At 57.0% G+C, this 26,345-nt stretch carries 27 protein-coding genes; 9 read left to right on the forward strand and 18 right to left on the reverse strand.

The window, feature by feature from the left end; genetic code table 11:
- Positions 1-4 precede the first annotated feature (4 nt).
- From IGS61_RS12620 to IGS61_RS12685, 14 genes are all read right to left on the reverse strand, one after another.
- Positions 5-1,288, reverse strand: coding sequence for an oligosaccharide repeat unit polymerase (locus IGS61_RS12620; protein ID WP_230539890.1), 1,284 nt, complete (start codon positions 1,286-1,288; stop codon positions 5-7).
- Positions 1,289-1,309: 21 nt separating this feature from the next.
- Positions 1,310-2,308, reverse strand: coding sequence for an acyltransferase (locus IGS61_RS12625; RefSeq protein WP_230539891.1), 999 nt, complete (start codon positions 2,306-2,308; stop codon positions 1,310-1,312).
- Positions 2,305-3,564, reverse strand: coding sequence for a hypothetical protein (locus tag IGS61_RS12630; protein ID WP_230539892.1), 1,260 nt, complete (start codon positions 3,562-3,564; stop codon positions 2,305-2,307). The genes IGS61_RS12625 and IGS61_RS12630 overlap by 4 nt, the downstream gene beginning before the upstream one ends.
- A gap of 23 nt (positions 3,565-3,587) precedes the next feature.
- Positions 3,588-4,538 (reverse strand): hypothetical protein, encoded by a 951-nt coding sequence (locus tag IGS61_RS12635; protein ID WP_230539893.1) that lies wholly within the window; start codon positions 4,536-4,538, stop codon positions 3,588-3,590.
- A gap of 85 nt (positions 4,539-4,623) precedes the next feature.
- The gene (locus IGS61_RS12640) at positions 4,624-5,562 is read right to left on the reverse strand and encodes a UDP-glucuronic acid decarboxylase family protein (protein ID WP_230539894.1); all 939 of its coding nucleotides are present in this window, start codon (positions 5,560-5,562) and stop codon (positions 4,624-4,626) included.
- A 115-nt stretch (positions 5,563-5,677) separates the two neighbouring features.
- A complete protein-coding gene (locus IGS61_RS12645) occupies positions 5,678-7,003 on the reverse strand; it encodes a UDP-glucose dehydrogenase family protein (RefSeq protein WP_230539895.1) in 1,326 nt (441 codons plus the stop codon).
- 118 nt (positions 7,004-7,121) lie between these two features.
- On the reverse strand, positions 7,122-8,177 hold the full coding sequence (pseI, locus tag IGS61_RS12650) for a pseudaminic acid synthase (protein WP_230539896.1): 1,056 nt from the start codon (positions 8,175-8,177) through the stop codon (positions 7,122-7,124).
- Between the two features lie 4 nt (positions 8,178-8,181).
- A complete protein-coding gene (gene pseG / locus IGS61_RS12655; protein ID WP_230539897.1) occupies positions 8,182-9,714 on the reverse strand; it encodes a UDP-2,4-diacetamido-2,4,6-trideoxy-beta-L-altropyranose hydrolase in 1,533 nt (510 codons plus the stop codon).
- Entirely contained in the window at positions 9,711-11,000 is a 1,290-nt protein-coding gene (locus IGS61_RS12660; protein WP_230539898.1) for an aminotransferase class III-fold pyridoxal phosphate-dependent enzyme, read from the reverse strand. Before IGS61_RS12660 ends, pseG begins: the two co-directional genes overlap by 4 nt.
- 1 nt (position 11,001) lies before the next feature.
- Positions 11,002-11,781, reverse strand: a complete 780-nt coding sequence (locus tag IGS61_RS12665) for a cytidylyltransferase domain-containing protein (protein WP_230539899.1) — start codon at positions 11,779-11,781, stop codon at positions 11,002-11,004.
- On the reverse strand, positions 11,778-12,680 hold the full coding sequence (locus IGS61_RS12670) for an aldo/keto reductase (protein ID WP_230539900.1): 903 nt from the start codon (positions 12,678-12,680) through the stop codon (positions 11,778-11,780). Before IGS61_RS12670 ends, IGS61_RS12665 begins: the two co-directional genes overlap by 4 nt.
- Complete coding sequence (gene pseC, locus IGS61_RS12675; RefSeq protein WP_230539985.1) at positions 12,677-13,834, reverse strand: UDP-4-amino-4,6-dideoxy-N-acetyl-beta-L-altrosamine transaminase; 1,158 nt, start codon at positions 13,832-13,834, stop codon at positions 12,677-12,679. The genes IGS61_RS12670 and pseC overlap by 4 nt, the downstream gene beginning before the upstream one ends.
- A gap of 9 nt (positions 13,835-13,843) precedes the next feature.
- Complete coding sequence (gene pseB / locus IGS61_RS12680) at positions 13,844-14,854, reverse strand: UDP-N-acetylglucosamine 4,6-dehydratase (inverting) (protein ID WP_230539901.1); 1,011 nt, start codon at positions 14,852-14,854, stop codon at positions 13,844-13,846.
- A 1,142-nt stretch (positions 14,855-15,996) separates the two neighbouring features.
- Positions 15,997-17,535 (reverse strand): DEAD/DEAH box helicase, encoded by a 1,539-nt coding sequence (locus tag IGS61_RS12685; RefSeq protein WP_230539902.1) that lies wholly within the window; start codon positions 17,533-17,535, stop codon positions 15,997-15,999.
- Between the two features lie 387 nt (positions 17,536-17,922).
- Here IGS61_RS12685 and IGS61_RS12690 point away from each other — a divergent pair, with 387 nt between their 5' ends.
- Entirely contained in the window at positions 17,923-18,141 is a 219-nt protein-coding gene (locus tag IGS61_RS12690; RefSeq protein WP_230539903.1) for an oxidoreductase-like domain-containing protein, read from the forward strand.
- Here the strand turns inward: IGS61_RS12690 and IGS61_RS12695 are convergent, their stop codons facing one another.
- Entirely contained in the window at positions 18,142-19,827 is a 1,686-nt protein-coding gene (locus IGS61_RS12695; protein ID WP_230539904.1) for a methyl-accepting chemotaxis protein, read from the reverse strand.
- 68 nt (positions 19,828-19,895) lie between these two features.
- Here IGS61_RS12695 and IGS61_RS12700 point away from each other — a divergent pair, with 68 nt between their 5' ends.
- The 3 genes from IGS61_RS12700 (at position 19,896) to IGS61_RS12710 (ending at position 21,724) form a co-directional block, all read left to right on the forward strand.
- A complete protein-coding gene (locus tag IGS61_RS12700; protein WP_230539905.1) occupies positions 19,896-20,081 on the forward strand; it encodes a hypothetical protein in 186 nt (61 codons plus the stop codon).
- Between the two features lie 250 nt (positions 20,082-20,331).
- Positions 20,332-21,051, forward strand: coding sequence for a Crp/Fnr family transcriptional regulator (locus IGS61_RS12705; RefSeq protein ID WP_230539986.1), 720 nt, complete (start codon positions 20,332-20,334; stop codon positions 21,049-21,051).
- Positions 21,052-21,118: 67 nt separating this feature from the next.
- Entirely contained in the window at positions 21,119-21,724 is a 606-nt protein-coding gene (locus IGS61_RS12710) for a glutathione S-transferase (protein WP_230539906.1), read from the forward strand.
- A 9-nt stretch (positions 21,725-21,733) separates the two neighbouring features.
- Here the strand turns inward: IGS61_RS12710 and IGS61_RS12715 are convergent, their stop codons facing one another.
- Complete coding sequence (locus IGS61_RS12715) at positions 21,734-22,141, reverse strand: GFA family protein (RefSeq protein WP_268993861.1); 408 nt, start codon at positions 22,139-22,141, stop codon at positions 21,734-21,736.
- Positions 22,142-22,262: 121 nt separating this feature from the next.
- Between IGS61_RS12715 and IGS61_RS12720 the strand changes: the two genes are divergently transcribed.
- The 3 genes from IGS61_RS12720 to IGS61_RS12730 all read left to right on the forward strand — a co-directional run bounded on the left by IGS61_RS12720 (position 22,263) and on the right by IGS61_RS12730 (position 23,644).
- Entirely contained in the window at positions 22,263-22,757 is a 495-nt protein-coding gene (locus IGS61_RS12720) for a DUF4265 domain-containing protein (protein ID WP_230539908.1), read from the forward strand.
- 144 nt (positions 22,758-22,901) lie between these two features.
- Positions 22,902-23,117 (forward strand): BPSL0067 family protein, encoded by a 216-nt coding sequence (locus tag IGS61_RS12725; protein ID WP_329958055.1) that lies wholly within the window; start codon positions 22,902-22,904, stop codon positions 23,115-23,117.
- On the forward strand, positions 23,114-23,644 hold the full coding sequence (locus tag IGS61_RS12730; protein ID WP_230539910.1) for an STY0301 family protein: 531 nt from the start codon (positions 23,114-23,116) through the stop codon (positions 23,642-23,644). The genes IGS61_RS12725 and IGS61_RS12730 overlap by 4 nt, the downstream gene beginning before the upstream one ends.
- Here the strand turns inward: IGS61_RS12730 and IGS61_RS12735 are convergent.
- The gene (locus tag IGS61_RS12735; protein ID WP_230539911.1) at positions 23,635-24,360 is read right to left on the reverse strand and encodes a pyridoxine 5'-phosphate synthase; all 726 of its coding nucleotides are present in this window, start codon (positions 24,358-24,360) and stop codon (positions 23,635-23,637) included. The two genes, IGS61_RS12730 and IGS61_RS12735, sit on opposite strands and share 10 nt — an antisense overlap.
- Before the next feature lie 125 nt (positions 24,361-24,485).
- On the opposite strand from IGS61_RS12735, the gene IGS61_RS12740 reads away from it, so the two are divergent.
- Positions 24,486-25,199 carry a YjjG family noncanonical pyrimidine nucleotidase gene (locus tag IGS61_RS12740; RefSeq protein ID WP_230539912.1) on the forward strand — a complete coding sequence of 238 codons (714 nt, stop codon included), beginning with the start codon at positions 24,486-24,488 and terminating at the stop codon, positions 25,197-25,199.
- A gap of 97 nt (positions 25,200-25,296) precedes the next feature.
- Positions 25,297-25,785 carry a DUF2726 domain-containing protein gene (locus tag IGS61_RS12745; protein WP_230539913.1) on the forward strand — a complete coding sequence of 163 codons (489 nt, stop codon included), beginning with the start codon at positions 25,297-25,299 and terminating at the stop codon, positions 25,783-25,785.
- A gap of 15 nt (positions 25,786-25,800) precedes the next feature.
- Here IGS61_RS12745 and IGS61_RS12750 read toward each other — a convergent pair whose 3' ends face one another.
- The gene (locus IGS61_RS12750) at positions 25,801-26,136 is read right to left on the reverse strand and encodes an FKBP-type peptidyl-prolyl cis-trans isomerase (protein WP_230539914.1); all 336 of its coding nucleotides are present in this window, start codon (positions 26,134-26,136) and stop codon (positions 25,801-25,803) included.
- Positions 26,137-26,345 lie beyond the last annotated feature (209 nt).

Genomic DNA, 26,345 nt, shown 5'->3' on the forward strand with positions numbered 1-26,345 from the left:
TACTTTATTTTGTAATTCTGAATTTGGAAAACAATACGCCAAACATGATAAATTCAAACACGATGAAGGGGAAGCTCATGATGTCCGGCGCGAAAAGCAATGGCGACAAGAAAAGAATTGTATAGACGGAAGAGACGAAACCGACACGCATGAGCGACATCTGCTTTGCCTTGGTGAAAAAATTCGCTACACCAACTAATCCACCCAATATCAAAGTCCCCACAAACAATAAAACATATCCGCCATCATGAAATAATGCTCCTGGCAAAGACGGAAAACGTCCAGCCAGGAACCAATCGGTACTTTGAGGGCCTATCATGCCCAGTTTCGCGAAAATCCCACGCATATGATTGAACAGGATAAATGGATCACCCGCATAATCAGTCTGATGCTGCAAGTACTCGGCAAAGATGAAGGCGCTATGACATAAATATGTGATGATCAACATGCCAAATGCGACCAGGGATCCAAGCGCAGGAAACGATTTTTCCAGAAGCGCCGGCCAGGTCGCAGTTTTCAATTCCATATACTCTTGCATCGCCTCAAGATATTCGGCGCCAGAAACGCCGTCATGGGTAGCACTGGCGCGCGACATGAACACATAGAAAATATACATGATGGCGATCCCACCCAATATCAGCAAACCTATTTTTGTTTTTTTTGAAAAGGTATATGCCCTGTCACCGCGTTCCCGGCGGATAACATAAAACGCCACTGCGAAACATAGTGTCAACAAAATAATCGACCTGCCGCCGATCAAAATCGAATTCAACATTAAAAAGAAGAACAAGCCAAGCAAGGCAATGCCGATCTTTGCCGGACGCAAGAGCCTGGGGCTCAGCATGAGTGGAACGAGCGTCAGGATAAAACAGGTCGAGAGTGCATATCCAATCATGCTATACGGCGATGACACACCTTCGCGTCCCTCGCCCAACTCGCGCCATTCTTCTCGAGCACGCGCCAGTTCACCGCTATAGTCAATATGCTGCACCTGGATTTTATCGAACATCAACGCCAGCAAACCGACCAATGCCAATAACAAAGTGAAGCGAATTAACTTATCCGAAATACCTTGTACCTGTTGCAGATAATAGCCACTATCCACGCGCAGTTTTTTTTCAAGAAAATAATTGGTCAATACCGCCACCAACGACGTCAGCGCCACAAATCCGGCATCCAAAAATACCACCTGATTCATTTCCGACGTCATTGAATATGCCGGTGCAAGTAATACCAGCAAGAAATATAATATCCAGACCCCTACAAATACACGCAAGCTATAAGGCATAAATCCTGCTTTAATAAAATTTCAATTTGACAATTCGCAAGACAATAATGTCACGCTATTGTTCAGGGCTGAGCCAGACAGAATGAACTCATACAGGACTGCGCCTGCGTAACTCTGCCCCGTCGCCTGCGTAACAGGAAAAGACAGCAGGTTGTCACCAGCGACCAAATCCTGCTCATGTTCACCCAGACGCAAACGCCCACCTGCAGCAGCATGCAGCTTCATCCTAAGGCTGGCCGCAACTTCTGACGATAGCGCAATCCTGGTACGTTCACCCATGCGCGCGACCAGCATCTGCGCCTGTAACTGGCAATCGAACCCCTCATATAAATAGGGTATTGCGTCACGCTGTGACGCATCCAGTTTGACCGGCGGTAGCCATATCAGCCGCTGGCCTATCGGCTTGGCGGGCACCCCTGCCACGATACTGTATGGCGCAACAGATTTGCTCACCACGGAGCCGGCGCCCACCACGCAGCCCCGCCCTATCGTCACGCCAGGGAGGATCATCGCGTTGACACCAAGCCAGCAGTCCTCGCCAATCTCCACCGGACGGTCATAATCGCTAGCCAGCCTGGCGCCCGCAGGAGCTGCGACACCTTCGTGAAAAAACTGTTCCTGCCATTGAATAGGCAAGCCTGGCCAACGGTCAAAAATATGCGTACCCGAAGAAATGAAGATATTCGGTGCCAATATGCAGTTCGCACCGATTCTGACATTGCCATTCAAAGTCACACCTTTTTGCAGCGTGGTCCTGCTACCGATCGACAGCACGCCATTGCTGCGTATTTCAATATCACGATAAAACCAGCAATGCGAGCCGATCGCGACCCGAGATGCAGGTCCGATCTCCAGCACAGAAGCAGCGCCAATTTTTGTGGAATGACCAATCCGCAGACGGGCAGCACTACCTTCAATACGGACAGAAGGATGCAACCGGACACGCTGACGCGCCCAGAAAAAACAGCTCCACCAGCGCCAGAACGGTGAAAGCTCGAAAATTCTTTTTATTTTTTTCACGAACCAACCTTATATCCTGCAAAAAATGCAACAACAGCATTCACAATATAGTTTCCCACTGCCAAAAATAAGGCCAGCAAAGTGAAATTATATGGGTCGCTCATCCAATCAGTACCCTGCAAGCCATAACGGCAATACAGGAATGCCGTCAAAATCAAAAAAGATTGCGTGACCAGCAAACTAATGTGCCGATGCACGATGATCAAGTAGCTTGACCAAAAATCCGATACCCTGAAGGCAGCGGCCAACAGTAAAGGCAGGAACAAAGGCAACGCCTCAGTATATTGCCCATACCATTTTGGAATAATCCAGGCAATCAGGTAGTTCGCCAAAAATGCTGCCGCAAATGAAAACAGCAATAAACCAATTGAAACCATGGCTGTGACGCGCAGCGCTTTTCCGTCCGATCCGGCAACCCGCCGCTGCGCAATGAGTGGAAACAGGCCGGCATTCAACAAGCTCTGTATCGACATGGCAGCCACCAAGGGTATCCACGAAAATGAATACAAACCGAATTGTTTGGCACTCAGGGCATCGGCAGCGATCCACCGATCGGCACTGCTGCTCAGGAAAGCCAATGTCGTCCCCAACAACAATATTCCCGCGACAGACCACTCTTTACGCGTAAATCCCTTCTTGCACAAACGTAGGAAAATACCCCACGAAAAATGGGCAGCAGACAATAACTTCTGCATGATCCGGCCAGCCAGGACAAGGGTCACCAATAACTCGCCCAACAAGATGCCGATACCGCCTCCCCCCAGCAATGCGATGACACTAGCCAGTACCATAGAGAAAACTGTTCTCGACAGAATATGCATGGAGTAAGGGATCATTTCCAGCCGGCTACGGCTGTCCAATACCAGCAGCATAAAATTCTGCAAAGCCCAACCATGTAGGACTGCAATCAAAAAAACCAGCGCACTGACTTGCAGCGGAACGAAACGCAACAACGGCAGAAAACACAGCAACAATGCCGCCATCGATGTAATCATGCCGGCCTTGCCCAATATCACCAGGCCATGGCGATAGCGGTGATGCGCAAATACGCTAGGCAAATCACGCTGCGCCAGTATTTGAAAACCAAAGCTGCCAGCCACACAGAAGAATCCGGATATCAACAGCGCCTTGGACAGCAGTCCAAACTCAGCAACGTCCAGCAGTTTGGCGTATATACCTATCCGCACCAGGCCGAGCATGGCTGCAAAACCAAGTATGGGTGTATATTTCAGGTGCGCAATGATGCGCGCCGTCATTGATCTGGTGCGAGCAGCTATATTCAACAATTCACATCCGCAATCTGTTTCAGCCTGTTCGGCGCGACATTGTCGTGCTGAACGCCGTAATCGAACAAGGCGAACTGCATCTGCAGCAGCAATCGTGGCTGATGCATGGGCGTACTGCCTTTATGCATGCAATACGTATCCTCCGCAAATCCGGTACCGGCCTTGCCGTTAATGCTCAGGATATTCTCTTCACCATAAAACTGTTCAATTTCCTGATCGCGCCAGCGTCGAACCAGAAAATGGTCACGCAAGCTCAAACGTGGCGGACGCGTATGCGATCCTGGCACGCAGACATGCGCCCCATCATTTTCAACGTCGCTCAGATAGAAAAAGAACTTGAAGAAACTGAAATCATCCAGGTCGCTATGAAATACATGCGCATGGCGCACCCTATCCTCCGCAGAGGCATCTACAGGGAAGGTCCACCAGCAATTTGTTCCGACGTGCGTCGGTATGCTTCCCAAATACTCGGCGGCAACTAACAACAGGAATGGATCATTACGCAACTGTTCTATCGCCGGGCAATTTTTTTCTGTGTTCAGGTATTGCGCCACCAATACCGGCTTGCCCAGGTGCGCTTCCGCATCACCCCGTTGCTGCGCCATAAAGCCTTTTTCAGGTTCACGGTCCGCATAACATGACGCTTGATCGGTATACGCGCAAATCTCCGCCAGCAAGGCAGGTGGCAAGGCCAAGCCAAAAGCGACACCATCGCGCCGCAACTCTGCTACAAAAGCATCCGGATCACAATTGGCAAAAACGCTATTGGGCAGAGCGGCGCGCAACTGTTGCTTGTATTCCTTCCAAGCATTTTTTTGCGCATAGTGCCGTCCGGCCTTCACCGCATGCCGTACCAGTCTGAAACGAGCAATACTACGCATCGCAACATATCCTGGATTTTTCTTGAATGATCCAGCCAATTGCATCAATTTTGCTACCGCCATTTATGCTCCCAAAGGCATGCATCAGAAAAAATTACCGAGGTCGCCAGGAAGGCTTGCCATTACGCCCCCTCCCTGGAATTCCTGGTTATAAACTTAATTCCTTCTTGAAATACTCGATAGTGCGCGTCAAGCCGTCTTCCAGGCTGACCTTCGGTTCCCAGCCCAGCTTTTCCTTGGCCAGCGCAATGTTTGGCTGACGCTGTTTCGGATCGTCCGATGGCAGGGGCTTGAAGACCAGTTTGCTGGTCGAACCCGTCAGCTTCAAGACCATTTCGGCCAGTTCCAGCATCGTGTATTCACAAGGGTTGCCGATATTCACCGGGCCGGTGAAATCGTCGGGCGAATTCATCATGCGCACCATTACATTGATCAAGTCATCGACATAGCAGAAGCTGCGAGTCTGCTGGCCTTCGCCATAGATGGTGATGTCTTCGCCGCGAATTGCCTGCACGATAAAATTGCTGACGACGCGGCCATCGTTCGGATGCATGCGCGGGCCATAGGTATTGAAGATGCGCACCACTTTGATCAGCAAAGCGTGCTGACGCCAGTAATCGAAGAACAAGGTTTCAGCGCAGCGCTTGCCTTCGTCGTAGCAACTACGGATGCCCACCGGGTTCACGCGGCCCCAGTACTCTTCCGGTTGCGGATGCACTTCCGGATCGCCATACACTTCCGACGTCGATGCTTGCAGGATGCGCGCTTGCAGGCGCTTTGCCAATCCCAGCATGTTAATGGCGCCATGCACGCTGGTCTTCGTCGTTTGCACGGGATCGAACTGGTAGTGCACGGGCGAGGCCGGGCATGCCAGATTGTAGATCTGCTCAACTTCTACATACAAAGGAAAGGTGACGTCGTGGCGCATTACTTCAAAATACGGATTGGTCATCAAATGCGCGATGTTGCGCTTGCTGCCCGTAAAGAAATTATCGACGCACAACACATCATTTCCTGTCCTGATCAATTCCTCACACAAATGTGAGCCAAGGAAACCGGCGCCGCCGCTTACTAGAATTTTTTTCATCGCAATATACTTTTAAAAGTTTGCCTATTCGGCAGGTTTGGCGGTCAAGCGCCCATATCAATATGCGGCGGTGCGGCAGCCAGCACGGAGCCGGCACGCTTCGCCTGAGCCGCTGCTATGCCCGGCGGCCAATCGGGAAATACTCAAAGCCATGCGCAAGCACCGTCGCCGGGTCGTAAATATTCCGTCCGTCGAAAATCACCGGCGTTTTCAATTTTTCCTTGATCGCAGCAAAATCAGGGCTGCGGAATTCTTTCCACTCAGTCACGATTACCAAGGCGTCGGCGCCATCCAGGGCGTCCTGATGCGATTCCGCAAAAGTAATTCCATCTTGCCCAGCATAAATTCGCTTGGCCTCATGCAAGGACACGGGATCGTATGCGCTCACCACGGCACCTGCCGCCAGCAAATCGGCGATCAGTTCACGGCTTGGCGCTTCACGCATGTCATCCGTATTCGGCTTGAAGGCCAGGCCCCAGATGGCGAAACGCATGCCCTTCAGGGTGGCGCCAAAACGGGCCTTGATCTTCTTTGTCAGCACATGCTTTTGAGCATTGTTGACCGATTCCACGGCATTCAATATCTGCAGATCCTGCTGATGTTCCTTGGCTGTGCCGATGAGCGCCTTCACATCTTTGGGGAAACAGGAACCGCCGTAGCCGCAACCGGGATACAGGAAGTGATAACCGATGCGGGGATCGGAACCCATGCCCAGGCGCACCGACTCGATATCGGCGCCGAGGCGCTCGGACAAATCGGCCAGCTCGTTCATAAAGGAAATACGCGTCGCCAGCATCGCGTTCGCTGCATACTTGGTCAGTTCGGCCGACTTCACATCCATGATGATCAGGCGCTCATGGTTGCGCTGGAACGGCGCATACAACTCGCGCATCAGGTGGATAGCCTGTTCATCATCGGCGCCGACGACGATACGGTCGGGACGCATGAAATCGTCGATGGCAGCGCCTTCCTTCAGGAATTCCGGATTGGACACTACGCTGTAGCCGATATCGGCGGAACGCAATGCCAATTCTTCTGCCACAACGGCTGCCACCTTGCTGGCCGTGCCTACCGGCACCGTCGATTTGTCGACAATCACCTTGTAACCCTGCATGTGCTGACCGATGCTGCGCGCTGCCGCGAGCACATACTTCAGATCGGCCGAGCCATCTTCATCTGGCGGCGTGCCGACAGCAATAAATTGCACCGAAGCATGATCAACAGCCTTCTTGACGTCGGTGGTGAACTGCAGGCGGCCGGCGGCGATATTGCGCTGTACCATTTCCAGCAGATGCGGCTCAAAAATTGGGATGCCGCCTTCATTCAGGATACGGATCTTCTCCGCGTCCAGGTCCAGGCACAGCACATTGTTGCCGACTTCCGCAAAACAGGTACCGCTGACCAAGCCAACATACCCCGTGCCAATGACAGTCACATTCATAATCTTACTCTTTTAAAAATCTTCTACTTTATCGATGGATAACGGCTATCCTGCCTGATGCTGGCAACAGAAGCAGGCATCAGGCATCAGGCCCATACGGGCATGGCGAACGCGATGCTTAACCGATCAGGTCCCAGGACAGGGGCGTACCGCGCGGCACATCGCTGGTCACGCACTTGCCCAGGAAAACGTCCATGAACTTGGTCGGCAGCCCCAAGCCAGGACGGATTGCACGCAGATTTTCCTTCGTTAACATCTCGCCCGCCTTGATATCTTGCGAAACATACAGCGAACGACGGAATTGCAGCGATTTCATCTCGGCTGCGGTCGGACCGTAAGCAACGTGACCCAGCGCTTGCCAGGCACGCTCGGTCTCTACCACCAGTTGCGCCATTTCAGCCGGTTCCATCGAGAACGTGCTATCGACGCCGCCGTCGGCACGGCTCAAGGTGAAGTGTTTTTCCACCACGCTGGCGCCCAGCGCCACGCTGGCGACCGACACGCCCACACCCATGGTGTGATCGGACAGGCCGACTTCACAGCCGAATAATTCACGCAAATGAGGAATCGTCAGGATATTCGTATTCGCGGCCGTGGCAGGATAAGTGCTGGTGCATTTGAGCAGGATCAAATCGCGGCAACCGGCCTCGCGCGCTGCGCGCACAGTTTCGTCTAGCTCGGCAACGGTTGCCATGCCCGTGGAAATAATCACTGGCTTGCCAGTGGCTGCCACGCGGCGTATCAACGGCAAGTCGGTGTTTTCAAACGAGGCAATCTTGTAGCAGTCCATGTCCAGCGTTTCCAGGAAGTCGACTGCCGTGTCGTCAAACGGTGTGCTGAACGGGATCATGCCCAGTTCACGCGCGCGCTGGAAGATCGGTGCGTGCCATTCCCAAGGCGTGTACGCTTCACCGTACAGCTTGTACAACGACGTGCCGGCCCACAGGCTCTTGGGATCGCTGATGTGAAATTCCCGCTCATCCAGATCCAGCGTCATGGTATCTGGCGTATAGGTCTGAATTTTCAGCGCATGCGCACCTGTCCTGGCCGCAGCCTCAACAATTTCCAGCGCGCGTTCCAGCGATTGATTGTGATTGCCGGACATTTCCGCGATCACGAATGGCGGATGGTTTTTGCCGATCAGGCGATTGCCGATTTTTATCGAATCAGTCATATTTTTAGTTCACCTTCTTAAAATAGCATGTGGAATCCCTGACATACGATGCAGCCAGGAACAGGCGGTGCGAAGGCTGGTTATCGCCCAGCACCTCGGCCCTTATTATCTTGATATCAGAACGCGCTGTTCGCAGCCATTGCTCGGCACTTGCCAGCAACTCTGCACCCAAGCCCCGTTGCTTCGTGCCGGGAACCAGGTAAATCGATACTTCGGCGCTATCGTCACGCACATCAAACCGCACCACGCCTGCAGCGTGGCCATCGGCGTGGTGTCCAATCAGCAAAATGCGCTGCGCATCGCTTAACACAGCATCAAACCAGCGTTGATGATTCTCCGCCGTGATCGGCGCCGTATTGCGCGACACAGCACGGATTGCATCATCGTTACGCCAGGCCATCAAGGCCGCCGAATCCCCGGCAGTGGCAAGGCGCAATGCGATGACATTGCTCCCCATCAAGCGGGCCACGCGCGCAGCACCACGGCCATCGACAATCTCGAGACTGCGGCGCGACAGGAAATTACGCAAACCCGGATTATCCAGCAATGCCAGATAATGGCGCAAGAAGGTCTCTTCCAAGGTATCGCCAAGCTCGATGCGCGGAGCATAAATGAAGCCGGCGTGCGCCGCGTCATTGACCAGTTGCCGCTGATTTTCCGCGACGCAAACGGTCAAAGCTGGCAAACCAAGACAGCAACGTTCCCAGGTAGCAGTACCGCCTGCTCCCATCGCCAAATCGGCTTGCGCCATCAATTCGGCCATGCGCGAGGTTTGCACGTGGCATTCATAGCCATGTTGCATGCAGCTGGCTTCGATCGCCGCACGCGCCGGATGTTGCGCACCAATCACGACATCGACCTGCACTTCCGGCCTGGCGGCACGCGCCAGTGCGGCAATGGCGGGCGCCGTGTAGTTGTCGGCATCTATGCCGCCAAAGAACACCAGGACGCGCTGCACAGCGGCGTCTCGCGGCCTGACGTGGGATTGCTGCACCACGAACTCCTGGCGCAGCAAGGCATACGCTGGACCCAGGAGCTTCTTGCACGATAAAGGCAACAAATGATCGTAGCGCTGCTGCATGCCCAGATAAAAATTCTGGTCCAACAAAATATCGCAGTCATGCCGGCGATCAGCAAGATCATCGACGACCATGATCGTGTTTGCGAATGATCTCGCCACGCGTTCCCACTGCTCATCAAGCGCGTAATGATCGACAATCAGGCAGTCATGCACCGGCCTATGTAACAAAGCCTCGCACACATCCGCAATTTCTTGCTCCAGAGACACACCCAGCCAGGAAAAATGCCCAACCTGACTGGCCGTGACCACCTTGTCATCCACAGGCGCGGGCAATGCAATCACCTCGAAGTCATTCGACACCAGCCAGTTGATATAGTTACCGGGCAGTTTTCGGCAAATAAAGGTGACGGATGCGCCACGCGACCGGAGCTCTTTCGCCAAGGTTGTACAGCGCATGACGTGACCGCTCCCCATCTGTACGGAAGCATCGACGCGAATGACAACGGAGCTACTCATCGCACCTTGAATAGTGGTTCCAAGGGTTTGCAGCGCAGCAAACCTTCCAGCGTTCCATCCTTGACGGCGCTAACCAGCATCGGCACGACTTCTTCATAAGCCGCAAACAGCTTCTCGAGATCGCTGTCGCTATGGCTGTAGTTGACGTTATGGGTACCGAACGTCAGAATGCCGCGCGCCAACATTTCTTGCATGAACAAGGTCTTGATATGCCATTGCGTGTACGGAGCAGCATCCTTGATCAGCACGAAACTCCAGCTCGGATGGCCAGCAACGCTCATGATGTGCTGCGCCGCATTCGTCTCGATGATGGCATTGAGGCGGTCAATAATTTTCTGCCCCTGCTTCTTGATCGTCGCCACGACAGGTTCGCGCTGTAATTTCTCCATCGTGGCCAAGGCCGCTGCCAGCGACAGCGTTTCGCCACCGAAGGTGAACGAGAAGAAGATTTCTTCCATGAGCTTCATGACATCGGCGCGGCCGGCGATGGCAGATACCGGGTAGCCATTTGCCAGGCCCTTGCCGAACGTGGCAAGGTCGGGCGTGACGCCAAACAGCTCTTGCGCACCACCATTGGCGTAGCGGAAGCCGGTGATGGTTTCATCAAAGATCAGCAGCGCGCCGTGCTTGTGTGCCAGTGCCTTGACGCCCTCGAGGAATCCTTCCTTAGGTGCGTACACATTCATCGGTTCGAGGATCACGGCCGAAATCTGCTCGGGGAAGTCGGCAAACAGCTTTTCCAGCGATGCCAGGTCATTGTACGCAAAGGTATGCGTGAGTTCGCGCGTGGCAACGGGAACGCCGCGGTTGCGCGCGGTCGAACCGATGTACCAGTCCTGCCAGCCATGGTAGCCGCACACGGCCACATGTTCGCGGTTGGTGTAAGCACGCGCCACACGGATGGCGCCAGAGGTGGCATCGGAACCATTCTTGCCGAAACGCACCATCTCGGCGCAAGGCACGATTTCGCAAATTTTCTCCGCGACCTGCATTTCAATCTGATGCGGCAGGCTGAAAATGACGCCCTCGTCCAACTGCGCCTTGACCGCATTGGTCACGTCCTCGTCGTTGTAGCCGAGCGTGATCGACGCCAGACTGCTGATGAAGTCGATGTATTCATTTCCATCCACATCCCATACATGGCTACCCTTGCCGCGTTGAATAAAGTACGGCGAAACACCCAATGGAAACTGGGTTTTGCTCTTGCTGAAAGTCTGCGAGCCGAGCGGGATCGTTTTAAGGGCGCGTTCCAATAACTCTTCAGAGCGTTGATAGCGTGTAGACATATTAGTTCTCTATGGTGGGGGGGGTAGTCGGTACGGCATCGGCGTCGAGCGATTTCTGATATCCCTCGTTACGTCCATGTATGGTGTTCCAATTTACTAATTCGGGGCGCTGCTCCAGCAGGGACAGGACATCCTGCATTGAAAACCGCGTGTTTTTCCGATACAGCGCGTCATAAATCATGGAAACCAGCTCGAAATCCTTCGGCTCATCCACCGTCCAGCGCAAGTGCGACAAATCCGTGGCGTGACGGTACACACCCACCTTATAGCGCCCGGTTTGCTGATGAATGAACGGCGTAACATGCTCGCGCTGCGACGGCAGACGCGCTTCGCGCCACGCCTCATCCAGGCAAGAGGCGCGGAAAATTTCCACATCGAGGCCATCGGGGTAGCTGGCCTCGACACAATTGCTGACGTAGTCGTAGCCGCCGGCCAGATAAAACGCGATAACCTCGTCGATCAACGCGGGGTCGGTCAGCGGACAATCGGCCGTCAAACGCACGATATGCTCGGGTGCAAACGTTTGCGCCGCCTGGTGAAAACGCTCCAGCACGTCGTTCAGATCGCCCCGGAAGCAAGCGATGCCGTTAGCCACGCACAATGCTTCAATCGCATCATCCGACGCTTCGCGGCTCGTAGCCACCAATAATTGATCGATCTGGCGGACGTCGCGCAAACGCTCGATCTGGCGCAGCAGCATCGGCTCGCCCAGCAAGGGCTTGAGCACCTTGCCTGGCAGCCGCGACGATGAAACACGGGCCTGCAGTATTGCCAATATCATGATTTTCCCTTTGCCTGCTGCCACAAGGCCGGATTGACGATCGCTTCGTCGCAGATCGCAAACGCGTCATAGCCGGCGCGCGCGGCGCCTGCGGCCGTGTGTCCGGCCGCCGCGCATATTTCCTGTAGTTGCACACTGGAATTGACGCCACATACCACCTGGTCGATCTCCTCCAGCCCGGTCACAAAGCCCAGCGCGGCTTGCAGCGGCGTCAGACCTTGTCCGGCAATAAAACGGTGATAGGCGGCCAAATGCTCGCGCACACCGTCAAAATGGGCCGGCAAGTCATGGGGCGCCATCAGCAGCAAGCCTTGCAGGAACGCGGAGCGGGCATGTATCTCGACGCCAGCCTGTTTCAATTTGCGCAAATGTCCGCTATGCAGCAGACGTTGGTCCAGCACGTTGATCGGCAGCTGAATCAGGTCGATCGGGAAGCGCGCCAGTACGGCATCAATCTGCTGCCCAGTATAGACGGACACGCCAATCTTGCTGACCAGACCCCGTTGCTTCAACAGTGCCATGCGCGCCATCAGCGCTTCTCCGCCCGGCAACAATAAATCGTCGACGCGGTGGATCAGCAGGCCATAGACGCTGGGGCGCTGCAGCTTGCGCAGCGAGGCGTGCAGGCTGTCTTCCAGTTGCTGCGCCTCCACTTCGGTCACGGCCGCCCCGGAAAACTGCGGCGTCTTGGTCACGATATCGAAAGGCGCGGCAGGCGACATCACACGGCCAAGCACCGCCTCGCTGTCGCCATACAGTGCCGCCGTATCGATCAATGTCAATTGCAACCGGGCCGCAGCGGCCAGAATCGCCGCCACTTCCCCTTCGCTTACCTTGCCTGCCGTATTGGCGATACCATAATCGAGCCCGAACTGAACTGCGCCCAAGCCTATTTTCATTTCAGCGCTTTCCGCAAGGCCTCGATAACGCGGTCTTGCTGCTCGTCCGTGAAGGTGGCATACATGGGCAGGCTGATGGCTTGCGAATAATAATGTTCCGCTTCCGGGAAATCGCCCGGTTTGAAACCTTTTGCCTCATAGTAAGGCTGGGTATGCACGGGAATATAGTGCAGATTGACACCGATCGATTGCGCGCGCAGGGCGTCGAAGACGTCGCGGTGCGTCTGCGTCAAGCGCTCGGTCTGCAGGCGGATCACATACAGATGCAAGCCTGAATAGCCGTCAGGATGCTGCCATGGCGTGATGACAGGGAAATCAGCCAGCAAGGCATCATAGCGGCGCGCCATGACATGGCGATGTGCCACGAACTCATCGAGGCGCACCATCTGGCTCAGGCCAAGCGCCGCCTGCATGTCGGTCATGCGGTAGTTGTAGCCGAGCGTGACCTGCTGGTAATACCATGCGCCATCGGGCGCATGTGTCATCAGCTCAGGATCGCGCGTAATGCCATGGCTGCGCAGTTGCTGCAGGCTGGTCGCCAACTGTGCATCTTGCGTGGTAGCCATGCCGCCTTCGGCACTGGTAATAATCTTCACAGGGTGAAAGCTGAAGACGGTAATGTCGCTGTAGCGGCAATTGCCTATGGCTTCGCCACGATACTTGCCGCCGATGGCATGCGAAGCATCTTCGATAATCTTGAAACCGTATTCCTGGCCCAATGCATGGATGGCAAGCATGTCGCAAGGCTGCCCCGTCAAATGCACGGGGATGACAACCTTCGGCAGACGCCCAGCCAGCTTCGCCTGTGCCAGCTTGTGCGCCAACGCCTCCACGCTCAGATTGTAGGTGCGCGCATCGATATCGACAAAGTCGACATCGGCGCCACAATACAAGGCGCAATTAGCACTGGCAACGAAGGTATTTGGACTGGTCCAGACCAGATCCCCCGGGCCGACGCCCAGTGCCAGGCATGCTATATGCAAGGCACTCGTGGCGCTATTGACTGCAATCGCGTGGGATACGCCGCAATATGTCGCCAGCGCTTGCTCGAACGCCGGCACCGCCGGCCCCTGCGTCAGAAAGTCGGAGCGCAAGACATCGACGACGGCCTGAATATCGGCCTCGGAAATATCCTGTCGACCGTAAGGAATCATCGTCATGTTTTACGCGGTATGGGTAGGGTCAACGTGAGCCTGGATCAACTCGCGCAATTGTTCCTTGCTCAGGAAATCGGTATTGCTGCCACTGTCATAGCAGAAACCTGGCGGCACCAATTTGGCGCCCATCTTGTCGCAATACTCTTGCGTCGAATACTTGGCGCTCATCGGCAGGATGGCGTAATACTTGCCCATATCAACGGTATTGAAACTGTCGCTGGAAGTGATCATTTCCTCATGAATCTTTTCGCCTGGACGCACGCCGACAACAGGGAAGCTGCATTCAGGACCAATGGCTTCAGCCACATCGGTGATGCGGTAGGAAGGAATCTTCGGCACCAGTACTTCGCCGCCCCAGGCGTTCTCGAGCGACCACAGTACCATGTCCACGCCTTCTTGCAGGCTGATGTTGAAACGAGTCATGGCCGTATCGGTGATCGGCAGGACACCCGTCGCGCGGCGCTCGAGGAAGAATGGAATCACCGACCCGCGGCTGCCCATTACGTTACCGTAACGAACGACGCTGAAACGCAGATCGCGATGACCAACGATATTATTGGCTGCAACGAACAGCTTGTCCGAGCACAGCTTGGTAGCGCCGTACAGATTGATCGGCGCGGCAGCCTTGTCTGTCGACAAGGCAACTACACGTTGCACTTTGGTATCCAGGCAAGCCTCGATCAGGTTTTGCGCACCCAATACGTTGGTCTTGATGCATTCGAACGGGTTATATTCCGCTGCGGGCACTTGTTTCAACGCAGCAGCATGAATCACGATATCAATCCCTTCCAGCGCACGGCGCAGGCGGGCTTCATCGCGGATGTCGCCGATGAAATAACGGATACCGGCATACTTTTCATCCGAAAACTCATGCGCCATTTCAAACTGCTTCAATTCATCGCGCGAAAATACCACGAGGCGCTTGATGGTCGGATAACGCTCCAGCACGGTTTTGACAAAGGCCTTGCCGAACGAACCCGTTCCGCCGGTAATGAGAATAGACTTATCTGATAACATTTTTATATTATTAATTAAATGAGAATAACGAATTAAATAAACGCAACATGCTCAGCAGATACCGATATCGTTAACAAATCGGCATCATATCCGTCGGGGCGACTCGGTAGCACATTGCACTAACCAGGAGAAGGAGAGGATAGATATTGCCCGAGACTCAGCCGGACATACATTTACCCTAGCCTGGTCAGCGCAACAAATTGACGTGCCTCAAAACGGGAACCGTAACAAGCTCAAAGTAATCGAGAGCCCGAGCAACACAGCCAGCCACTTTGACAACCGACTAATCGATGAATCATCCCACATCAAAGATGACATGAATCCAAGAAGATCAGAATGCGCTGAATGATGTGACGCAAGATATTTCTAATTGCTTTTTAAAAATACAGTCGCACCATTTTAACATTATTGTCTTGCTAAAAATACGAAATTCTCGCCTAAAAACCACATCCCGCCATGCAACCACAGCTCCATTTCTTCGCAACAACGATAGACAGAAAGCATATTGTCTGCATAAATATACTGCAGCAGATACAGAAAATATTTTCAATTAAGCAAGCAATGACGCAATGACTGATAATGCAATTAACGGCCTGCTCCGGCACGCCGCATCACACGGCAGAGCACCCCAGCTGCAACGCCATCCCTCCCTCCGGCATGCCAGCGACGGCACGCCGCCAACAGCCAACACTTTTCGACATTTCCAGATGCTGCCTTCCAAACCTGCATGATATATGCACAGCCTCCTATTTTCTAACCATCTTGTACGGTTTTACACCTTGTCACAATTCCGCAGCAACATAGCCACCGCCACCACCTATAATATTTGCCCTGCATGCCAGATTCTGCCGCACATGCTTTAAAGCAAGCCAATCCTCAACAATTCCCACCTGCTGCGGCCATGACAGCAAGCCAGGTCGTCTATGCGCCCATACCCGTCAAAGAGAAATACCACGCTATCAAATCTTTAAAGACAGCCTGCAGGCTTCACGCGGGAAAGTTGCTAGAGCAATAATTTCAGCAGACAACAAGACAGTCACGCCGCCTGCGGCATCGACCCCGAGGCAACAACACGCAAAAAAAAACGCTGGGGACAATGCCCCAGCGTCTGCGCCATCCAGAATACAGACTGATAAACGTTATTACTTCAACAAACCACCCAGCAACGCCGCCACCTTCTGCTTCGGCTTGACCGGCACCGGCGTCGTGCTGCTGGCAACCGGGGCTGCTGCCTTGGCCGGCTCATATGGCTTCAGGAACCAGGGATCGGCCTTTTCGCGGCGGGCGCCAGGACCGAAGGCGGGACGCGTGCCGCGTTCGGCGGAGCGGCTGTCGCGGCTCTCGCCGGCATGGCGGCTTTCGGAGGCGCGCGCGGGACGCGCCTCACCACCTTCGCTGCGGCGCGGCGGACGGCGCTCGCTGTCGCTGCTGCGGGCCGGAGCCGGGTTGAAGCCCGTCAATTCTCCGCGCTTGATGCTTTGCTTGATGAGCTTCTCGATATCGGCCAGCAAGCGCTCGTCTTTATCCGAGTAGATCGAAATGGCGTCGCCCGAGGCGCCGGCGCGGCCCGTGCGGCCAATGCGGTGCACATAGTCTTCCGCGTTGTACGGCAAGTCGAAGTTGATGACGCAAGGCAAGTCGGAAATGTCCAGGCCGCGCGCCGCCACATCGGTGGCCACCAGCACGTCGATCTCGCCCTTCTTGAACGCTTCCAGCGCCGCCATGCGCTCTTGCTGGCTCTTGTCGCCGTGAATCGCCGTGGCGCTCATGCCTTCCTGCTCCAGCACGCGGGCCAGGCGCGAGGCGCCGATCTTGGTGTTCGAAAACACGATGACCTGTTTCAGGTCGCGCTGGCGCAGCAGATGGGCGACCAGGGCATGCTTCTGGTCTTCCGTCACCTTGTAGACCACTTGCGTGACCTTGTCGGCCGTCTGGTTGCTGCGCGCCACTTCGATCGTCAGCGGATCGTTGAGGAAGGTGGCGGCCAGCTTCTTGATTTCTGGCGAGAACGTGGCCGAGAACATCAGGTTCTGGCGTTGCTTCGGCAACAAGTTGATGATGCGCTGCAAGTCCGGCAGGAAACCCATGTCCAGCATGCGGTCCGCTTCATCCATGACCAGCATCTGCACCTGGCTCAGGCTGATGTTCTTTTGCTCGATATGGTCGAGCAGGCGGCCCGGCGTGGCGATGACGATTTCCACGCCACCGCGCAGGATGACGGTTTGCGGCTTCATGTCCATGCCGCCGAACACGACGGTCGAACGCAGCGGCGTGTGCTTGGCGTAGGCCTTGACGTTTTCCGCCACCTGCACCGCCAGTTCGCGCGTCGGCGTGAGGATCAGCGCGCGCACCGGATGGCGTGCCGGCGACATGCTGCTGCTGGCATGCGCCATCAGCAACTGGATGATCGGCAAAGAAAAACCGGCCGTCTTGCCGGTGCCCGTTTGCGCGGCCCCCATCACATCGCGGCCTTGCAGCACCACGGGAATCGCTTGTTCCTGGATCGGTGTCGGATGGGTGTAACCCTGGTCGGTCAATGCGCGCTGGATTTCAGGCGCGAGGCCAAAGTCGGCAAAAGTCAGGCTGGGAGCAGCGGGTGCGGCAGGTGCAGGTGCGGCGGCAGGCGCCGCTTCAGGGGCAATCGCCGGGCTGGGCGTAGGAGTCGATTCGGTTTCAGACATAAATTTTCTGGTGTGCCTCCGCACTGCGGAAGCCATGCTTTCTCAATAAACAACATTTCGGGGCACAGGCAGCTCCGTCTTGCAAGCCATGGATCATTGTTCTTGCGGCACCTCCGTGCTCCGGGACATGCTGTATGGCGTATGCGGGAGCGTCGAAGAGATGTGCTGCGATGGCGGCGGAGATCGCGCCGGCGGAACATCGCGCGCAGAAGATACAATATCAGTGCTGTAAACGATACCCTAATTCACCGCAACTGTACACGGAAACCGTGATTTTTGAGCAAAAAGCGTTCCAGCAACGACGCGCCGGGATGCCGTATCATGCTAGGTCCTATGCCAGCTCCTATGCCTGCTCCGATGCCTGCTCCGCCGTCCCCTGCCCTCATCATGCCTACCCCGCCTTTCCCCCACGATCCGCCACCGCAAGCGCCCAGCAAACCGGGCAATGACGAGTGCTGCCACAGCGGTTGTACCTTTTGCGTGCTGGAAATGTACCAGGAAGACCTGGCCACCTACGAAGCAGCCCTGAGGGCGTGGCAACAGCGCCAGCAAGCCGCTGCAGCCCCCGTCCCCAAAGGCGTCAGGAAACCGCGCAAGCGCGCTTAATTAAAAGCTTTCCCACTCATCCACTGGCGCCGCGCGGCGCGCCGTGCTGGCCAGTTGACGTGGCGCAACTGCCGGCGTCACGGCTGCCGGCGCCTTGACGCTGACGGGCGCGCGCGGCCGGCTCGCGGCAGCGCCGGTCGCATTGAGCTTGAAGATGCTGACCACTTCGCTCAGGCTGGCAGCCTGCTCCTGCATCGATTCGGCCGCTGCCGCCGCCTCTTCCACCAGGGCCGCATTTTGCTGCGTCACCTGGTCCATCTGGGCGATGGCCTGGTTGACCTGCTCGATACCGGCGCTCTGCTCGCTGCTGGCGGCCGTGATCTCGCTCATGATGTCCGTCACGCGCGTGATGCTGGCAACGATGTCATCCATCGTGCGGCCCGCCTGGTCCACCAGTTTCGAGCCCGCCTCGACCTTCTCGACGGAATCGCCGATCAGCACCTTGATATCCTTGGCCGCCGCGGCCGAGCGTTGCGCCAGGTTGCGCACTTCCGTGGCGACGACGGCAAAGCCGCGCCCCTGCTCGCCTGCGCGCGCCGCCTCGACGGCCGCATTCAGGGCCAGGATATTGGTCTGGAAGGCAATACCGTCGATGACGGCGATGATGTCGACGATCTTGCGCGACGACGCGTTGATCGACGCCATCGTGCCCACCACTTCGCTGACCACCTTGCCGCCCTCGATGGCGATGCTCGACGAGGTCAGCGCCATGGTGTTGGCCTGGCGCGCATTGTCCGCATTCTGCTTCACGGTCGAGGTCAGTTCTTCCATCGACGAGGCCGTTTCTTCCAGCGAACTGGCCTGCTCTTCCGTGCGCGACGACAGATCCTGGTTGCCGGCGGCGATCTGGCTCGACGCCGTGGCGATGGTATCGGTGCCGCTGCGTACCTGGCCCACCAGGCTTTGCAGGCTGGCATTCATGTCTTTCAGAGCTTGCATCAATTGCCCCGTTTCGTCTTGCGATTGCACAACAATATGCGCCGTCAAGTCGCCGGCCGCCACCTGGCGCGCCACGCCGACGGCCTCGATCAGCGGACGCGCCACGCTGCGCGCCACCCACAGCGCCAGCAGCATGCCGATGACGACGATGCCTACCAGCAAGCCGATCAGGCTGGCGCGCGAGGCCGCATAGGTGGCGTCGGCACTGGCGCTCGAACGCACGCCGCCGTCCGTGTTAATGGCCACCAGTTTATCGAGCGCCACCATCATGTCCGCCATGACCTTGGCGGACGGGCCCACGGCCAGCGCGCGCGCCTCTTCCTTCTTCATCTCGCGCGACAGGCTCAGCATGGTCGCGTGCAGGCGCATGAATTCATCGTTGAGCGTCAGGAAACGCTCGAATACTTCTTTCTCGCCCGGTTCCGAAATCAGGCGGCGGTAGTTGTCGCCGTCCGTCTTCAGCTTTGCCTGCGTTTCCGTCATGCGCGTTTCATTCTGCGCCATGTCGGCATCCTGGGCGGCCAGCATGTGCGCCAGTTCCCAGCGGCGGAAATCACTGACATCGCTGCGCATGGACATGGCCGCCAGCACGCTGGGCATCCAGTTGGCGGACAGATCCGTCGACGCGGTATTGATGCGCGCCATGGACAGGATCGCCGACACGCCCAGCGCGGCCGTCAACAGCAGCACGGCGCCAAACGACAAGATCAGCTTGGTGGCAATTTTCAGATCAAAAAACCATTTCATGCGTTGCTTTCCTTCATTAAACGGATAAACGGGACTAGACAGGCGCGCGCGCCATCGCGGCGCAGGCCATGAGACGGCTCATTCCGACACGCCGGCAAAATTTCCGCAATGCAACATTTTATCACCATCGTCATGCCGCGCAGACTGCTTTGATCGCGGCACGCGGCCAAAGTTCAGATGTCGCGGGCAAGGTGCAGCATTTTTTTGTCCAGGCACTGTTGTTTCCACACGGAAAAATTAAGCGGCAGGCGTAGGAGTCGGATGACAAGAGGCAATGTTCCTAGCCTACATAAGCGCGTCGGCTCATCCGATGCCCGCCGCCGCCCCCTGGTTCTATAGTGGATACAAGATTCAGCACAACGCTAGCAAGCCAGAAAAGCAGCGCCATCCAACAAAATCAGAAGACGAGGCCCTACCATGTACAAAGCTTATAGCAACCTGACCCCAGCAACGAATAACCACGCCGCTGCCCAGCATAACTGGCAAGCCGCTCCCGCCACGCCCATGATCAGCATCACCGGCGCGCAACAGAACGAATTGCTGCGCGCCTTGTCGCGCACCGATCTGGAGCGCCTGTTTTGCCAACTGGAATTGGTCGCTTTGCCTGCCGGCAAGCACCTGTTCGATTGTGGCGGCAAGATTGACTACACGTACTTCCCCACCAACGCCATCGTTTCCCTGTTATATGTGATGGAAGACGGCGCCACCACCGAGATCGCCGTCATCGGCCGCGAAGGCGTGGCCGGCGTGGTGCTGTACGAAGCCGAGCGCGCCACCTGCACCGCCATCGTGCAGACGGCCGGCTACGGCTACCGCCTGAAAACGGCCTTCCTGCGGGAAGTCTTCAATGAAGGCGGCGCGCTGGCGCAATTGCTGATGCGCTACACCAGCGCCATGTTTGCGCAGATGGCGCAAAACGTGGTGGGCGGTCGCCATTGCAGCATCGAACAAAAACTGTGCCGCTGGCTGCTGGACCGCCTCGACCGTTCCCTGTCGAACGAGCTGAAGGTCACGCAAGACACCATGGCCAACATGCTGGGCGTGCGCCGCGAAAGCGTCACCGTCACGGCCCGCAAGCTGCAGGACGAAGGCTTGATCCAGTACCGCCGCGGCACGGTCGAAGTGCTCGACCGCGAAGGCCTGGAAGCGGCCGCCGGCAATTGCTACAAGGCAGCGCGCGCCGGTTTCGAACAATTCCGCAGCGGCATCAGCGCGCACAATTAAACGGCGCTGGCAAACGGCCAGGCAAGCGGGTATCGTAAGCATTCCCCGACTACCCCGGAGACTGGCCATGAAACTGATCGGTATGCTCGACTCGCCCTATGTGCGCAGGGTCGCCATTTGTTTGCAACTGCAGGGCATTAGCTACGAGCACCTGTCGCTGTCCGTGTTCCGCAACATGGATGCCGTGCGCGAGATCAACCCCGTCATCAAGGTGCCGACCCTGGTCCTGGACGACGGGCAAGTGCTGATGGACTCTACCTTGATCCTGCAATATCTATCGCTGCTGCGCCCGGACACGTCCACCCCTCCCCTCGCCGACAGCGTGCGGGCGCTGCGCCTGACGGGCCTGGCCTTGGCCGCCTATGAAAAAGCCGTGCAAATCGTCTACGAACGCAAGCTGCGTCCGCTCGACAAGCAACACGCGCCGTGGCTGGAGCGAGTCAGCATGCAACTGCATGCCGCCTGGAACGCGCTGGAACAGGAATGCGCGCACCTGCCCCTGCCTGGCGAGACGGGCCGTATCGACGAGGCGGGCGTGACCATTGCCGTCGGCTGGAGCTTCGCCCAGCTGGAAACGCCCGATATCGTCAAGCCGGCCGACTATCCTGCCGTGCACGCCTACACGCGCTCGGCGGAAACCCTGCCTGCCTTCCTGGCCACGCCGCCAGTCTGACGCGCCCGGCTAACTGCCTGCGACAGGCGCCATGGCGGCCGGATCAAAATGCCACCAGCCCGGCCTGACATCGTCAAACGAGTGATATTCTGGCGCAAAGGCCGCCTGGGTAGGATCATCAAAACTGCCCACCAGCAAGGCCACCGTCGGCGCGTCGTCGATGGCGCCGATGGAACTGCCGCACGCGGCGCAAAAGGCCCGGCTGGAATAATCGGAAGAGCGGTAGGTGGCCGGAGCGCCAGCCGTGCCCGTCCAGCGCACTTGATCGCGCGCAAACTCCACCCACGCCACCGTCGGCGCGCCCGTATGCTGCTGGCAATTGCGGCAGGAGCAGCTGTGCGCATTGCTACCCTCGCCGCTTACTTCAAAGCGCACCGCGCCACATAGACAGCCGCCTGTTTGCACCGCATTTTCCATCGCTTCTCCTCGTTTGCACCGTTGCGCACCCTGCCAGCAGATACGTACCCGGTACAATATTGCCACAACCCTCTACCTGGCGCGCCTGGCAGCACATGGCGCCGGCACTATGAAAGAATAAATGGAAGACATCAATTGCGAAGGCTTGCCGCACATCCGCGTATTGGCAGGCGAAAACACCAGCGGTCCCGTATATGAAACCCTGCCGGCGCGCCAGATCGACGAGCACGTCTACGAACTGCTGGCCTCGCCCGGCCTGACCCTGAACCTGGCACGCGGCGACATCGTCAACATCGCCAACCCGCTCGCCCCCGCCGAAGTCTTAAAGCGCGGCGGCAACTTCTGCATCCATATCTACGATGCCGACGACGTGTCGCAAGAGGCAGTGGACCTGCTCGAGCGTGACGTGCAAAGCCAGCTGGGCGGAACCCTGGACGGCCAGTACAAGGGCAACCTCACCTTCAGCGTGCCGGGACACCACGGCATCTACAACGTCAACGGCCCCTTCGACGCCTTCCGAGAAGCAACGGGCGTGGAATGGTACTTCGCCAATATCTACGTCAACCTCGATGACGACGATGATGAAACCTTGCTCAACTGGTGGGTGGATATGTAAGGTTGTCCGTGCACCAGGCGGGGCCATGACACATGTCAATGTTCTGTATTGCTCTGGCCCCCATCAAGATGCTAACCCACGCCTTGCATACGCTCTCTCTATCATCAACCACAGAGAGAAACGCTATGCCTTACAAAAAGCGGTATCGCGAAAGGCACAGTGATTGCCACCTTCGTCAACGGCCGCTATCAGAATCTGCGGCAGGGCAATCATGCGGCGCTGTTCATCCGCCAGGTGCCTGGAGGCATAGAAATTTTCGACCAGTGGCGTCACCACAAGCCCAGCGCCCGCGTGATCTACTTCGGCCGTTCGGCGGCCGGGGCATCGAATCGTCCCGAACTCTATTCGGTAGTGGAATGAAGCCGCTCGCACTGGCGACATTGGTCATCGCTGCCGCGGCGATGCGGCCAGCTGCCGCAGCCCCCATTGCGTCCGTTTCTTGCCCGCAAGCGCCTCCCTCAAGCTGGAACCTGCCGGCCAGCAAACTCGATGGCGTACGCGTGCTGTCCTATCCGGCGGATCAGCCGCCAGCAGCTGGCGAAGCCTTGCCTATCCTGGCCCCGGACAAGGAATGGACACGCAACGGTACCTTGCATCAACGCTGGGACATCAATTTTGATGCGCCCGAGTATCTGTTTCAGGTGGACTGCCTGTATGCGGGTACCGAACGCTACCTGCGCATGGCTTTGCCAGGCGTAAAACAGTGCGTTGCAGCCATTACACAGCAAACGAAAATAGTCAGTTTTCAGTGCAATAGTGCGCTCAATACCACTCCTCAAGCCACTCCCCGCAGTCGCGTCAAACATGCAAAAATCCATTCAGAAATGACTGGTAAGCAAGGTCAGCAAGCGGCAAGCGCGTTCGATGTGCGGCAGCCCTACGATTGACATATCTCAAGGTAGCGGCCCAGCACCTTGTCTATGCCCTGCTCGATACACTCGACCACCAGCGCGTGGCCGATCGACACTTCCAGGATGCCGGGAATGTCCAGGAAGCGCGCCAGGTTGTGCAAATCGAGGTCGTGCCCGGCATTCACGCCCAAGCCCAGCGCCTGTGCCCGCCGCGCCGCCTGCAGATACGTGTCAAACACGGCCTCGGCCTGCCCGCCGCCATAACTCTCGGCAAACCGTTCCGTGTACAGCTCGACCCGCGCCGCGCCCACCTCACGCGCCCATTCCAGCGCCGGGTAGTCGGCATCGACGAACAGGCTGACGCGGATGCCCAGGTCGTTCAATTCCCCAATGACGGGGCGCAACAGCGCCGCGTGCCGTTCGATGTCCCAGCCGTGATCGGACGTCAGCTGGCCCGGCATGTCGGGCACCAGGGTGCATTGCGCCGGGCGCGCGCTTTTCACCACTTCCAGAAAGTCCGCCGCCGGATAGCCCTCCACGTTCAGCTCGCGCCCCCGCTCCGCGCACAGGCGCTGCAAAGCGGCAACATCATCGTAGCGCGCATGGCGCTGGTCCGGGCGCGGGTGCAAGGTGATGCCTGCCGCGCCCAGGTCGAGAAAGCGCGCGGAAAACGCGAGCAGGTCCGGGAAATTGCGGCCGCGCGAATTGCGCAGCAGGGCGATTTTATTGACGTTGACGGAGAGCTGGGTCATGGCAGGAATGAAGTGAAAGTGACGGGTCCGGCAGCGATTGTAGCGGATCGCCCGCGCAGGGCATGGCCAACCGAACTCGGCGCTACGTGCTACGATGCAAGACAAGTTCCTTTCAACAACATGCCATGAAATACAAATTATTCCTGTTTGACCTCGACGATACCCTGCTCGATTTCCGGGCGTCCGAAAAACGCTCGTTCCTGCACACCATGCACGAACTGGGTTTGCGCAACGGCATCGACGCGCTGTTTTCCCAGTACCAGGCGATCAACGTCGACCTGTGGAAACGTTTCGAAACAGGTGAGGTGAGCAAGGATTTCCTGAAGGTCGAGCGCTTCCGCAAGACGTTTGCGCTGAACGGCATCGCCATCGACCCGGAACTGGCCAGCCGTCTGTATCTGGAATCGCTGCCGGACACGGTCGTGCTCATCGATGGCGCCAAGCAAGTATGCGAAACCCTGTCGCGCATCGGCGAAGTGGGCATCATCACCAACGGCGTCGAGTCCATCCAGAACCGCCGCATCGCCGCCTCCGGCCTGAGCGACTACATTTCCTTCGTCGCCACCTCCGAAGCGTGCGGCCACGCCAAGCCGGACGTGCGCTTCTTCGACTACGCGGCCAACATGGCCCGCGCATTCAGCAAGGAAACAACGATCATCATCGGCGACCGCCTGGACGCCGACATCCTGGGCGCCAACCGCTACGGCATCGCCAGCTGCTGGTTCAACCCGGACGGCATGGCCAATACCTCGGCCGCCATTCCCACCTGTGAAGTGGCCAGCCTGCACGACATCGTGCCGGCGCTGGACATGATGCAGGTCAACTTGAAACAGGCTTGATCTTCCACAAGCGCACCACCTGAAATACGCTGGCAGGGGCACGAAAACACGCCGCTGTTCGCGTACCATCAGGACTCGTCCATTCTGGTGCCAGCCCATGCCTTCCTACACCGTCCTGCTCGCCATCGCGGCAGTGATCCTGTTCCTTGCCATGCTGGCCACGCGCCAGGCTGCCAAATCGCGCAGGCCGCTGCGTCTGCAAAGAAAACCCGTCATGACGACACGCGAACAGCAGATGTACCACCTGCTGCAAACGGCCTTGCCGGAATGCACGGTGCTGGCACAAGTGGCGTTTTCCGCGCTGGTGACGGCGCAGGGATGGGCAAACAGAAACCGTTTCGACCGCAAGGTGGCCGATTTTGTGCTGTGCAGCCAGCAACTGCACGTCATCGCCGTGATCGAACTCGACGACCGCAGCCACGCCGGCCGCGAACGCCAGGACGAGGAGCGCGACGCCATGCTTAGGCTGGCCGGTTACGTGACCTTGCGCTATGCCAACTTCCCCACCCAGCAGGCGCTGCGTGCCGACATCGAACAACTGCTCACGCAACAAACCGGAGTCAACGCAAGTGCCCTGCCCGCCTGATTGCGCGTCAAGCGATCAATCGCGCGTCAGCACTTCCAGCAATTCAATCTCGAAGGTCAAATTGGAGTTCGGTGGAATCAAACCCACCTGCCGCTCGCCATACGCCAACTCCGCCGGCACCCACAGCTTGCGCTTGCCACCCACCTGCATGCCGTGCAAACCCAGAATCCAGCCCTGGATCACCTTGTTATTGCTCAACACACAGCGAAACGGCTCGCCCCGCTTGTGCGACGAGTCAAACTCCGTGCCGTCTTCCAGCCAGCCCCGGTAATGCGCCGTAATCAGAGCGCCGCGCGCCGCCGCCTTGCCCTCACCCACCACAATATCGTCAATTTTCACGTCAGCCGTCATCTCGTTTCATCCCTCATCAAAGCACCAAGCCGCGATTGTACGACAGCACGAAAAAAGCCCCGGCAGTTACCTGTCGGGGCTTGTTCTATTATTGCTCAATTCTGGTGGGCCTCCCGTGAATCGAACACGGCACCAATGGATTATGAGACAGATGCCCTATCAAGGACATCATCAGAAATTGCCAAAAAGAAAAATAAATTATAGTCTTT

It is taken from the genome of Janthinobacterium sp. FW305-129 (assembly GCF_020858115.1).
GTDB lineage: Bacteria > Pseudomonadota > Gammaproteobacteria > Burkholderiales > Burkholderiaceae_D > Janthinobacterium.